The following is an 11,987-nucleotide window of genomic DNA, read 5'->3' on the forward strand; positions in this document are numbered from 1 at the left end:
CAGCGCCCGCTATCCGGTGACGGCAGGCTGCTGATGCTGGACGGAGAAACCGCCATCCACCGCGCGTGCGGCGAATTCGAGGATGGTCGGCCGATTGTCGTCGGCGCGCCAGGCAACCGCCAGTTCGCATGGTGCGAGCCCGTTGAGCGGGCGGGCGGTCAGCCCCGGCCAGCGGTACATCGGCACATTGTTCTCGGCGAGCAGGCAGACGCCGAGGCCGAGGCTCACCGCCTCCAGCTTGTCCTCGGGGGTCGCCGCCTCGGCGCCGATCTTGGCCTGACGGCCATTGCGTGCATCGTTGCCGAGCCAGAAGTCGCGCACCGCACCGGCTTCGGTGGGCAGCGCGATGAACGGTTCGTCGAGCAGATCGGCGAAATCGATGGTCTCGTTCTCGGCCAGCGGGTGGTTCTCGGGTAGCAGCACCCAGCGCGGCTCGGTGCGCAGCACCTGCCAGCGGTACCGGTTCGGATCGGGCAGCGGAAGCCAGACCAGAGCCAGGTCGGCCTGCCGACCGGCCAGACCGCTGGACGGGTCGGTCCACGAGGCGGCGTGCAGGGCGAGCCGGTGCCCGCTCGCGCTCTCCAGATCGTTGAGCAGACCGCGGCCGAGCGCCGACTGGATGCCGACGCGCAGCACCTCACCCGCCTCCTGCAGTGAGACGTTGGTGACCTCCCACAGCTCCAGGATCTTCCGGGCGCCTTCGAGCAGTTCCTTACCGGCGACGGTCAGTGCGACGCTGCGCTGGTTGCGGTCGAACAGGACCACGTCGAGCTGGCGTTCCAGCTGACGAATCTGACGCGACAGGGTGGGTTGAGCGATGTGCAGCCGCTGGGCGGCGTTGGTGAAGTGCAGTTCCTCAGCGACGGCGACGAAATACCGCAGGTCGCGCAAATGCGGGTCCATAGCCCCTTGCTATCAGAATCAGTCCTGAATTTCCAGCCTATTGAGGCCGGAAAGTCTGGATACGGCAGCCGAAACAGTCGGCAGGTTTGTTAAAGACAGCATATTGCCTGGCATGGTCATTTGCATCATCGACTCCGCGAATCCTGGGCACTCGTGGCGGGTACGACCTGGTCCAAACTAGTTGGGCGTATGACCAGCAACGATGTGGCGCGAGCCGTGGTCGCGGGGTCCAATTCGGTGCGGCGCAATGTGGTCGATCGCCCCCGGGGAAACCGGCCCGCAACTGCGTTGAGGCTGTTAGGGGCGCGTAAAGTGATATTCGTCACAAATTAGTTTGCGGTCGCCGAAAACGCGAGGGCGCCGTGGTCGCGACAACATGACCACGGCGCCCTCGACGATCGATCAGAGGCTGCGCGCCCGATCCTCGTACGCCTTGCGCTTGGCCGCGTCGACATCGTCGAGGAAGGCATTGCTCGAACCCAGCGCCCTGGCCAGTCCATCGGCCACCGGTTCGGGCAGCAGATTCACCAGTTGCGAGAGCAGACCGGCCACCGCGGTCACCCGGACCTTGGATTTCGGCGCGGCGATCAACGCGACGATCGCATCGGCGATCTCCTCCGGCTCGGCCGGGCGCAGCAGCTTCGGGCCGCTCACACCCGAGCCGAGTTCGGTATTGGTGAGCGTCGGCAGCACCGAGGAGAACACGACACCGGAACCCCGGTACTCCTCCCGCAGGGTGTCGGTAAAGCCGAGCACCGCGTGCTTGCTGGCGTTATAGGTCGCCAGACCCGGAATATGCGTCTCACCCGCGAGCGAGGCGATATTGATGACGTGGCCGCGTTTGCGTGGGAGCATCCGGGCCAGACCCAGTTTGGATCCGAGGATCACGCCGTAGACGTTGATATCGAGGATGCGGCGGGTGATCTGGTCCGGCTCGTCCGCGAACTTGCCGGTCGGCATGATGCCCGCATTGTTGATCAATACATCGATCGGGCCGATGGTGCGCTCGACCTCGTCGAGGAAGCTTTCGAACGAGGTGGGATCGGTGACGTCGAGCCTGCCGTACAGGTCGAAATCCCGGGCGGTCCCGGACTCCTTGACCGTGGTCTCGTCGATATCGCCGATCGCGATCTTGGCGCCGAGCGCCTGTAGCGCGGTCGCAGTGGCCAGCCCGATGCCGCGCGCGCCACCGGTGATGACAACGACCTTGCCGCGAATCTTCGCCGCCTGTGTCACTTGTTGTCTCCCTTGAGCTTCAGAATCGCGGGGATATCGATTCGACGCAGACCACGTGCCCCTGCCGCGCGCATCGCGCCGAGCCCGAACAGCACCTTCGGCATCTGGTACGGGAACCAGAGCAGTTCCTTCTGCTGGGTCGGCAGGATCGGGGTGGTGATCGCCTTCTGCCTGCAGTATTTTCGGACGCCGTTCGGGCCACCCCAGCGCGCGCCGACACCGGACTGCCCCCAGCCGCCCATCGGCAGCGCGAAGCTGAACAGATTGACGAAGACGTCGTTGATATTCACCGCTCCGGCATCGAGTTCACGGGCCACCCGCTCCCCACGCGCTTTATCCCCGGTCCAGACCGAGGCGGACAGGCCGTAGATCGAATCATTGGCCAGCCGAACGGCTTCCGCCTCGTCGGCGACCTTGATCACCGGCAGGGTCGGGCCGAAGGTTTCTTCGGTGATGCAGGACATGGTGTGGTCGACATCGACGAGCACGGTCGGTTCGAACAGTGTGCCGACACCGGTCCGCTTGCCGCCGGTGGTGACCTTGGCGCCCGCCGCGACGGCCTCGTCGACGTGGCGCTGCACGATCTGGACCTGGTTCTCGTTGGCGAGCGCGCCGACGTCGTGCTGGGACTCGCGTCCGTCGAGGCCCTGACGCAGATTCTTGACCGCGTCGGTGAGTTTGGCGACGAACTTGTCGTAGACCGGCGTCTCGACGTAGACCCGCTCCACCGAGATGCAGACCTGGCCCGAGTTGAACATGCCGCCGAAAGCGATGCCGTGTGCGGCGCGATCCAGATCGGCGTCGGCCAGCACAATGGCCGGATCCTTACCGCCCAATTCCAGGCTGTAGGGGATCATCCGCTCGACGCAGCCGGCCGCGATCTTGCGCCCGGTCGCTGTCGAACCGGTGAACTGGATGTAGTCGGCGTTCTCGATCACCGCGGCGCCGGTCGCGCCAGCACCGGTGACCACGGCGAAGACCGGCGGCGCGCCGATTTCGGCCCAGCCCCTTGCCAATTCGACCGCCGAGAGCGGAGTCACCTCCGACGGCTTGAGGATCACCGCGGCGCCGGCGGCCAGCGCCGGGATCACATCGATGACCGGCATGGCCAGCGGGAAGTTCCACGGCGTGATCACGCCGACCACCGGATACGGCTTGTACACCGTGGTCAGCTTCTTGACCCGGGCCAGCGGGCTGTGCGGCGACGGATGGTCGTCGGCGAGGAATTTGGCGGCCCGGCGCGCGTAGTAGCCGATCAGATCGGTGGAGAAGGCCGGGTCGATCAGCGCGTCCACCCGGGGCTTACCCGTCTCGGACTGCAGCACATCGGCGAGCTGCTCGGTGTTGTCGATGATCCAATCCTGCAGCTTCAGCAGCCATTCCTTACGGCCGTCGGGGCCGAGGGCCTCCCACTCCGGCTGGTACAGGCGCAACTCACGGACCTTGGCCGCGACCGCATCGGCGCCCTCGTTCGGCACGGTGCCGACCACCGCACCGGTACCCGGATTGCGCACCTCGATCAGTGTCGGATCCGCTTGCTCGGCGGCTGTCGCGCGCGCCGTCGTCTTCTCGGCCACGTCGGGCACCGATTCGGTGTTGGTCACTGCTGTTCTCCCACTGACGTTGTGCTGTGAACCGCTGTCGCTGATTACTGTGAATCAGTTCACTGACCTATGATCGTGGCACAAGATTGCAGGACATTCTTGGATCGTTTTGTCAACGAATTCGGCCTAATTTGTTCTCAAAGTACAATTCGGAGGAATTATGGCCGCTGCCTCGCCCAGCGGCGCCGCGCGGCCGGCGGCGATCGGCCCGAACAGCGAAGTGGTTCGCGACTGGCTGGCCGAATACGTCTACGACACGATGCGCACCCAGGCCCTCGAACAGGTCGTCGACCGCCTCGACAACGCGATCATCGCGCATATCCCGGAATTGGCCGATCGCGATATGCGCCGAGACCTGGCTGCGAGCACTAGGGCGCACGCCAGAGTGGTGCTGGCCAATCTCACTCGCGACACCTTCGAATTCGCTCTGCCGGAGGAGGCGCACGCTTTCGCCAGAACCCTCGCCCGCCGCGGTTACGATCTGCGGCTGCTGCTGCGGACCTATCATGTCGGCCAAGAGGCGGTGCTCGACTATATGACCGACGCCGTCGATGAACGGCGCCCGCCACCGGAGATCGAGCGCGCGGTCATGCTGCGGCTGTTCGAGCGCTCGACCAAATGGGTCAGCATTTCGGTGGAGACGCTGACCGATACCTACATGGAGGAACGCGAGCGCGTCATGCGCGCCGCGCTGAACCGCCGCACCGAAATCGTGCGTGCCCTACTCGCCGGTGACGAACTCGATATCGACCAGGCCTCGGTCCGGCTCGGCTACCGACTTGCCAAGCAGCATTTGGCCTTTGTGCTGTGGACCGATGAAACCACCGGCGAGCCCGGCGGCGACGGGGAGTTGAGCGGGCTACTGGACCGGGTGGCGACGCGATTGGGTGCGACGCTCGGCAGTAGCCATGTGCTCACCGTCGCCTCCGGTGCGAGCGGCATGTGGGCCTGGGCGGGATTGGACGATGAGGCGCATGCCGCCCAACTGGCGGTGCCCGGGGAGATCGAGCGGACCGTGCTCGGTCAGGTCGAGTCGCCGGTGCGGGTCGCGTTCGGGGTGCCCGCCGCACAGGCCGCCGGATTCCGGCAGAGCCATCACGAGGCCGTCGCGGCCAGGCACGTCGCCGAGCGCGGCGGAGCGGATCGAGCGCGTGTCACCGCGTATCGCGAAGTGGAGATCGCCTATCTGGCCGGTGCCGACGACGGGGCCATGCGCGGTTTGATCGGGCGCGAATTACGCGCGCTGGCGGGCCGTGATGCCAATGCCACACGCCTGCGCGAAACACTGCACGCGTATCTGAAGAGCCATCGCAGCCCGGAGGCCACGGCGAAACTACTGGGTGTGCACAAGAACACGGTCCGCTACCGGATCCAGCGGATCGAGGAACTGCTCGGCCATCCGATCGAAGCGCGCAGTCTGCCGCTGGAGATCGCACTGGCCTGCGTCGCCACCTACGGTGTGGACGCCCTACCTTGAACTGCTACGAACTATTCCGCCTCCGCGCCTTGGCGTTCGCGGCGTAGTGGCGGTTCGATGGGCGGTGCGACCCGAACGTCCGGTAAATCCGCGAGCAATTGCGTGGTCGCGGCCGCGATGGCGTTCACCGCCTTGTCGACGGCTGCCTTGGTTGTGGTGCTCAGGCCGGACACGCCACCGACCGTACGCACGTACTGCAGTGCGGCAGCATAGATTTCCTGCTCGGTAGGCGCAGGATCCAGGCCACGAAGGAGGGTGATGTTGCTACTCATGGGTGCACACTAGCGGTGTTTGATTTGCAGCGCTGCGTGCTGCGTATTTGCGCCCCCTCGTGTCTCGGGTCCGACCCTTTCGAGTGACCTGCAAGCAGTCGCTCGCGGCGCCGCCATGAATCACGACTCCGTCCGTCGCATGCGCTTCGACGACTCGGCCGAGTTCGATGGTCGCGCCCTCGGGCGGACGCGTGACGGGCCACGAACTCCTCGCTCATAAGGCTCGCTGCGTGGTGGTCACTACTGCGGATGGTCGAGTCGCGCACGGTGGTAACCAACGCCGGGCAATTCGATTTCGATTACACAGACTCTTCCAAGATCGATGGGGAACAATCGGGGTATGCCTGCCCGCGGTGTACCCACCTTGACGACATTCCCCTACGACGAGCTCGATAAGCGGGAAGAGGATCACTGGTCCGGCGCGGCGGTATCGGACGAGGAACTGCGTGCACTTTCGCTCGGCGGCTTCTATTCGGCGCGCTGGGACGCCTTCCATGACGCGCTGCTGCTCGGGCCCGAGCGCGACCATCCGCTCGGTGACCGCCGCGAACTCGCCATTGATACGTTGACCGGCGCGTGGGGCATTACCGACGGCACCGAGGCGCAGGCCTCGATGGAACAGTTGCTCGAGGGTATGCACGCGCCGCTGTACGCAATGGTGCATCCGCTGGTGATGGCATCGATCAATGCCAGTGAACGCGACCGATTCGGTGAGCGGGCCGATCGGCATCGGGCTTTCCTGCGTCAGGTCGGTTCGTTCCGCGGTATGGACAATCCGGAGGCGCTGGTCCGCGATTACGACATTTGGTCGCAGGCGATCAAGATCGGTTTCACCGATCATCTGGCCCGGCCGCTGCCGAGTGATATCCATGCCTGGGATCTGGCCCGGGTGGTCGCGGTCGCGCGAATGGCTTTCACCGCAGGCTATCTCGACGCCGAGCTGGCCTGGGATTATCTGATGCGGGCACTGCCGCTGGCGCAGCGCAAATATCAGAACTGGCGCCAATTCGGCGATGCCTACATGACCGGCTGGACCTACTGGCAGGCCTGCGAGGATCTGGCCGAACTGAAAAACGGCGGCGTCGATCGGCGCACGGAGCTGCTGCGCCTGTGGCTGCGGCCCACCAGCCCCTGGCGGCGAATCAGCCTGCAATCAGTTCCCGTCGGGAAGTGAGCGCAGTATCCCGCGGCCGTAACGCTGGAACTGTCCGTCGTCGACCATGCCGAGGGAATGCCGTTCCACCAATAACTCCCACTCGGAATAGAGCTGGGCGACACCGGGATCGGCCGGGCCGGCCGCACCGTTCGCGGAATCGCGCCGGACCGCGAAATTGACCGCGCAGGTGACCCGTTCGGTATCGGCGCGATCGGTGCCGGTGAAACGCAGTGTGGCATTTCCGTCGTGCACATCGATGCCGGTTGCGCCGTGCGCCGAACCGATCTCGCCCGGCGCCGCCGCGGCACCCTCGGTGGTGCGTGCCCACAGGACGGCGGGGATGGGTAGCTCGTGCGCGTATTTGTCGCCGGTGCCGATGGAAATGAACAGCAATCGCTCGGTGGTCGCGGCGAGCAGTCCGGGGCCGGTACCCGCTGGCGGGTGCGCGACGGCGATCGCGGTCTCGAGCACATATTCGTCGGCGGTGACGTAGCGATGTAGTGCGGCTATCGCCGACTTGGCATCGCGCTTGGGGGCCATCCGCCGCACGGCGCGATCGACGTCGGCTCGGGTCGGCCCGCCCTTACCCCACTGCGGGGCTGGCGGCTGTAGGTCGGGGGCGGCGACATCGATGCGCTGGCTGGCCAGGATCTGGTCGTTGATGCGCTCGACGATCTCGGCGGCCGCGGGGAAGTCGTGCTCGGCGATGAGGACGGGCAGTGGTGTGCGGTCGGCGGGTACGCCGGTTAGCACGGGGGTCGGATAACGCAGGTAGATCTCGATGACGACCGCGTCGTCGGCACGTCGGTTCAGCCGGACCTTGAGTAGGTCGGTCACCGGCACGTCCAGTACGCGCTCGCCGTCGCTGCCCGGTCGCAGCACTATCAATCGCCCGCGTCCGTGCCGCAGTATCGCTGTGGGTGTCCGTAGCTCGACTATGTCCATACCCCCTGCGCTCTGTTGTATACGGTGCTCCCGGGGGCCTACGTGGGTTACGCAAGCTACCGCCTTCGGGCCCGTCGCTCGCACCGCGGTGTTGTGTCGTCGCTCACGATAGGCCGAACATGACATGATTGTGACCACTTGGAGTAACCCCGACCGGAGACCTCGGGAACCACGGACGTTCCCCGGCCGTTTACCTGTCGAACTACACCAGCTGCCGAACTGCGCGATGTATCGACTAGACCGTACGCGGTAACGTGGCCTGTCCGCATCCGAACCACTGGACGGGACGCGCCCGACGCCACGCTAGGCATGCACCGGAGAAACCGGAAAGGACTGGCCGCCCGGCCTACGCTCTATGAACCGCAAGACAGTGTTTCGCACCCTGGCCATAGTCTCGGGTATTTTCCTCGTGATCTATGCGTTCAGCTATTTCGGCAATGACACACGCGGCTGGAAGAGCGTCGATACCTCGGTGGCGTTGAGCCAGCTCAACGACAAGAGCAACGTCAAGAACGTCCAGATCGACGACCGTGAGCAGCAGCTGCGCATCGAGCTGAGCAATGGAAACGACGCCACCTCTGGCTCGAAGAAGATCATCGCCAAGTACCCAGGTGGCAGTGAGACCTCCAACCAGGTCTTCGACACCGTGCAGAAGTCCGGCGCGCCCTTCAACACCGTGGTCAAACAGGAGAGCTGGTTCACCCAGATCCTGCTGTTCGTGCTGCCGATGGTGATCTTGTTGGGACTGTTCATCTTTGTGATGTCCCGCATGCAGGGCGGTGGTCGCGGCGGCATGATGGGCTTCGGTAAATCGAAGGCCAAACAGCTGTCCAAGGACATGCCCAAGACCACGTTCGCGGATGTGGCCGGTGCCGACGAGGCCGTCGAAGAGCTCTACGAGATCAAGGACTTCCTGCAGAATCCGGTGCGCTACCAGGCACTCGGCGCGAAGATCCCCAAGGGTGTGCTGCTCTACGGCCCGCCCGGTACCGGTAAGACGCTGCTCGCGCGTGCCGTCGCGGGTGAGGCCGGTGTGCCGTTCTTCACCATTTCCGGTTCGGACTTCGTCGAAATGTTCGTCGGTGTCGGTGCTTCCCGCGTGCGCGACCTGTTCGAACAGGCCAAGCAGAACAGCCCGTGCATCATCTTCGTCGACGAGATCGACGCGGTCGGCCGCCAGCGCGGCGCTGGCCTCGGGGGCGGTCACGATGAGCGTGAGCAGACCCTGAACCAGTTGCTCGTCGAGATGGACGGCTTCGGCGATCGCACCGGCGTCATCCTGATCGCCGCGACCAACCGCCCTGACATCCTCGACCCCGCGCTGCTGCGTCCGGGCCGGTTCGACCGCCAGATCCCGGTCAGCAATCCGGACCTGGCCGGGCGACGCGCCATCCTTCGGGTGCATTCGCAGGGCAAGCCGATCTCGCCCGAGGCCGATCTCGACGGCCTTGCCAAGCGCACCGTCGGCATGTCCGGCGCGGATCTGGCCAATGTTGTCAACGAGGCCGCACTGCTCACCGCCCGCGAGAACGGCGCGGTGATCTCCGGCGAGCAGCTCGAGGAATCGGTGGACCGCGTGGTCGGTGGTCCGCGCCGCAAGAGCCGCATCATCAGCGAGCACGAGAAGAAGATCACCGCCTACCACGAGGGTGGCCATACCCTGGCCGCGTGGGCGATGCCGGATATCGAGCCGGTCTACAAGGTCACCATCCTGGCCCGCGGTCGCACCGGCGGCCACGCCATGACGGTGCCCGAGGACGATAAGGGCCTGATGACCCGCTCGGAGATGATCGCCCGCCTGGTGATGGCGATGGGCGGCCGCGCGGCCGAGGAACTGGTGTTCCACGAGCCGACCACCGGCGCCTCCTCCGATATCGACCAGGCCACCAAGATCGCCCGCGCGATGGTCACCGAATACGGTATGAGCGCGCGTCTCGGCGCGGTGCGCTACGGCCAGGAGCAGGGCGATCCGTTCCTCGGTCGCTCGATGGGCATGGGTTCGGACTACTCGCACGAGGTCGCTGGCGCCATCGACGAGGAGGTGCGCAATCTCATCGAGGCCGCGCACACCGAGGCGTGGGCCATCCTCAATGAATATCGCGATGTGCTCGACGTGCTGGCAACGGCGCTGCTGGAGCGCGAGACGCTGCACCGCAAGGATCTCGAGGAGATTCTCGCCGCAGTGGATAAGCGGCCGCGGATCACCGCGTTCAACGATTTCGGCGACCGCGTCCCCTCGGACAAGCCGCCGGTGAAGACCCCGGGTGAACTGGCCGCCGAACGCGGTGAGCCGTGGCCGCCGCAGGAGTCGGTCACGCCGCAGCTGCCGCAGCGCGAACCCGCCGCGGCCAACGGCTACCCGGACGGCGGCTACCAGGAACCGCGCTACGGCGGTTACGCCCAGCCGCCCGCGGCCGGCTATCCGCTGCCGCAGGCGCCCGCCCCCGCATACCCGCGGCCGGGATCGACGCATGGCTCTCGACCGGACTACGGCGCCCCCGCCGGTTGGTCGGCGCCGGGCTGGCCGCCGCGTGAGGAGCCGCAGCAGCAGTCGGGTCAGCCCGGCTACGGCGGCCGCCAGGGCGAGCCGCAGCCGCGCCACGGATACCCACAACCGCAGCAGCCGTGGGGTCAGCAGGGGCGCGCCAACGACCCCTATGACGAGCCCGCCAACGGTACCGGGAATAACGATGGCGAGAACCACGATTGGGATGGACCGAACGGTCGGCACTGACCAGTGGCGATTAGGCTCGACCATCTGGGTGCCGGGTGATTGCCGGTGCCTGAGATTTTGGAGGTGTCTCGCTTGTCTGCCAACAATCACGTCGGTGGCCACGGGAATAGCAACGCTGCCGTCGACGACGGGGATGAGGTCCAGTTATACGGTTCTGGTTCGGCCAAGCCGGATCTGATCGCACTCGAGACCGGCAGCAAGTTCGACCAGGACCGCGCCGAGGCGGCGATCCGGGAGTTGCTGATCGCGGTCGGCGAGAACCCGGACCGTCCTGGTTTGATCGATACGCCCTCGCGGGTCGCCCGCGCCTATCGGGAAATGTTCGCCGGGCTCTACATGGAGCCGGATTCGGTGCTGAACACCACATTCGACGAAGGCCACCAGGAACTGGTACTGGTGCGCGATATCCCGATGTACTCGACCTGCGAGCACCACCTGGTGTCCTTCCACGGTGTCGCGCACGTCGGCTATATCCCCGGCCCGCACGGCCGGGTGACCGGACTGTCCAAGCTGGCCAGGCTGGTTGATCTCTATGCCAAGCGTCCGCAGGTGCAGGAGCGGCTGACCAGTCAGATCGCCGACGCCATCATGCGCAAGCTGGATCCGCGCGGTGCGATCGTCGTGGTCGAGGCCGAGCACCTGTGCATGGCCATGCGTGGCATCCGCAAGCCCGGCGCGAGTACCACTACTTCCGCGGTGCGCGGTCTGCTGCAGTCCAATGCCGCCTCGCGGGCCGAGGCCCTCGATCTGATCCTGCGGAAGTGAGGCACGGCGCGGTGGACCTGCACGGACTCGCGCGGTGCGGTCGTAGCTGTGTGGTGATGGGCGTGGTGAATGTCACCAGCGACTCCTTCTCCGACGGCGGCCGCTACCTCGATCCGAGTCTGGCCATCGCGCACGGCATCGAGTTGTACGAGGCGGGTGCCGACATCATCGATATCGGTGGTGAGTCGACCCGGCCCGGTGCGGTTCGGATCGATCCCGAAACCGAGGCCGCGCGGGTGGTTCCCGTAATTCGCGGATTGGTAGCTGCGGGCGTGCCGACCAGTGTGGACACCATGCGGGCCAGTGTCGCGGCCGCGGCGATCGCCGCCGGTGTCTCGGTGGTCAACGACGTCTCCGGCGGGCGCGCCGATCCCGAGATGGTCGAAGTCGTTGCGGCGGCCGAGGTTCCGTGGATCCTCATGCACTGGCGGGCGGGCGCGGACTATCGGCACACCGGTCCGGCCGACCACTACGACGATGTGGTCGCCGAAGTGCTCGCCGAATTGACCGCACAGGTGGAGCTGGCCGTCGCGGCCGGAGTCGACCGGTCCCGGCTGGTACTCGATCCCGGCCTTGGTTTCGCCAAGAACGCCGAACACAATTGGGCACTGCTCGGTGCTCTGCCCGAGCTGGTCGGCCGCGGTCTGCCGATACTGATCGGCGCCTCCCGCAAGCGTTTCCTCGGCGCCCTGCTCGCCGATGACACCGGTCCGCGCCCGCCGGACGGCCGCGAGACCGCCACCGCGACGGTATCGGCGCTGGCCGCCCTGCAGGGGGCCTGGGGTGTCCGCGTCCACGATGTGCGCGCCTCGCTGGATGCCATCGCCGTCACCGACGCCTGGCAGCGCGCCGCCCGGCACAGCACGCGAGGAGCGACGACATGGAGTTAGCATCG

The 11,987-nt window shown here is 66.0% G+C and carries 10 protein-coding genes; 5 read left to right on the forward strand and 5 right to left on the reverse strand.

The features are described from left to right. Positions 1-9: 9 nt before the first annotated feature. From ACQP1G_RS02590 to ACQP1G_RS02600, 3 genes are all read right to left on the reverse strand, one after another. On the reverse strand, positions 10-903 hold the full coding sequence (locus ACQP1G_RS02590) for a LysR family transcriptional regulator (protein WP_433197973.1): 894 nt from the start codon (positions 901-903) through the stop codon (positions 10-12). Between the two features lie 402 nt (positions 904-1,305). Next, entirely contained in the window at positions 1,306-2,139 is an 834-nt protein-coding gene (locus ACQP1G_RS02595; protein ID WP_433197975.1) for an SDR family oxidoreductase, read from the reverse strand. Further along, positions 2,136-3,743 (reverse strand): aldehyde dehydrogenase family protein, encoded by a 1,608-nt coding sequence (locus ACQP1G_RS02600; RefSeq protein ID WP_433197977.1) that lies wholly within the window; start codon positions 3,741-3,743, stop codon positions 2,136-2,138. Before ACQP1G_RS02600 ends, ACQP1G_RS02595 begins: the two co-directional genes overlap by 4 nt. A gap of 160 nt (positions 3,744-3,903) precedes the next feature. On the opposite strand from ACQP1G_RS02600, the gene ACQP1G_RS02605 reads away from it, so the two are divergent. Further along, positions 3,904-5,220, forward strand: a complete 1,317-nt coding sequence (locus tag ACQP1G_RS02605) for a PucR family transcriptional regulator (protein WP_433197979.1) — start codon at positions 3,904-3,906, stop codon at positions 5,218-5,220. A gap of 11 nt (positions 5,221-5,231) precedes the next feature. Here the strand turns inward: ACQP1G_RS02605 and ACQP1G_RS02610 are convergent, their stop codons facing one another. Beyond that, positions 5,232-5,492: a DUF2277 domain-containing protein gene (locus ACQP1G_RS02610; RefSeq protein ID WP_433197981.1), complete on the reverse strand. Its 261-nt coding sequence runs from the start codon at positions 5,490-5,492 to the stop codon at positions 5,232-5,234. A 340-nt stretch (positions 5,493-5,832) separates the two neighbouring features. On the opposite strand from ACQP1G_RS02610, the gene ACQP1G_RS02615 reads away from it, so the two are divergent. Then, a complete protein-coding gene (locus tag ACQP1G_RS02615; RefSeq protein WP_433197983.1) occupies positions 5,833-6,666 on the forward strand; it encodes a DUF1266 domain-containing protein in 834 nt (277 codons plus the stop codon). Here the strand turns inward: ACQP1G_RS02615 and ACQP1G_RS02620 are convergent. After that, the gene (locus tag ACQP1G_RS02620) at positions 6,646-7,593 is read right to left on the reverse strand and encodes a hypothetical protein (protein WP_433197985.1); all 948 of its coding nucleotides are present in this window, start codon (positions 7,591-7,593) and stop codon (positions 6,646-6,648) included. The genes ACQP1G_RS02615 and ACQP1G_RS02620 overlap by 21 nt on opposite strands. A 355-nt stretch (positions 7,594-7,948) precedes the next feature. On the opposite strand from ACQP1G_RS02620, the gene ftsH reads away from it, so the two are divergent. The 3 genes from ftsH (at position 7,949) to folP (ending at position 11,982) form a co-directional block, all read left to right on the forward strand. Continuing rightward, complete coding sequence (gene ftsH / locus ACQP1G_RS02625; protein WP_433197987.1) at positions 7,949-10,327, forward strand: ATP-dependent zinc metalloprotease FtsH; 2,379 nt, start codon at positions 7,949-7,951, stop codon at positions 10,325-10,327. 174 nt (positions 10,328-10,501) lie between these two features. Further along, positions 10,502-11,092, forward strand: a complete 591-nt coding sequence (gene folE / locus ACQP1G_RS02630) for a GTP cyclohydrolase I FolE (RefSeq protein ID WP_433208054.1) — start codon at positions 10,502-10,504, stop codon at positions 11,090-11,092. 56 nt (positions 11,093-11,148) lie between these two features. Continuing rightward, positions 11,149-11,982, forward strand: coding sequence for a dihydropteroate synthase (gene folP / locus ACQP1G_RS02635; RefSeq protein WP_433208057.1), 834 nt, complete (start codon positions 11,149-11,151; stop codon positions 11,980-11,982). Positions 11,983-11,987: the final 5 nt, after the last annotated feature.

The organism is Nocardia sp. CA-107356 (genome assembly GCF_050946365.1).
Lineage (GTDB): Bacteria > Actinomycetota > Actinomycetes > Mycobacteriales > Mycobacteriaceae > Nocardia.

What these genes read in the sequence shown, in the direction of transcription:
- ftsH (WP_433197987.1), top strand. Translation starts at nt 7,949, where the DNA reads ATGAACCGCAAGACAGTGTTTCGCACCCTGGCCATAGTCTCGGGTATT.
- folP (WP_433208057.1), top strand. Translation starts at nt 11,149, where the DNA reads ATGGGCGTGGTGAATGTCACCAGCGACTCCTTCTCCGACGGCGGCCGC.
- ACQP1G_RS02605 (WP_433197979.1), top strand. Translation starts at nt 3,904, where the DNA reads ATGGCCGCTGCCTCGCCCAGCGGCGCCGCGCGGCCGGCGGCGATCGGC.
- ACQP1G_RS02620 (WP_433197985.1), bottom strand. Translation starts at nt 7,593, where the DNA reads ATGGACATAGTCGAGCTACGGACACCCACAGCGATACTGCGGCACGGA.
- ACQP1G_RS02610 (WP_433197981.1), bottom strand. Translation starts at nt 5,492, where the DNA reads ATGAGTAGCAACATCACCCTCCTTCGTGGCCTGGATCCTGCGCCTACC.
- ACQP1G_RS02590 (WP_433197973.1), bottom strand. Translation starts at nt 903, where the DNA reads ATGGACCCGCATTTGCGCGACCTGCGGTATTTCGTCGCCGTCGCTGAG.
- ACQP1G_RS02615 (WP_433197983.1), top strand. Translation starts at nt 5,833, where the DNA reads ATGCCTGCCCGCGGTGTACCCACCTTGACGACATTCCCCTACGACGAG.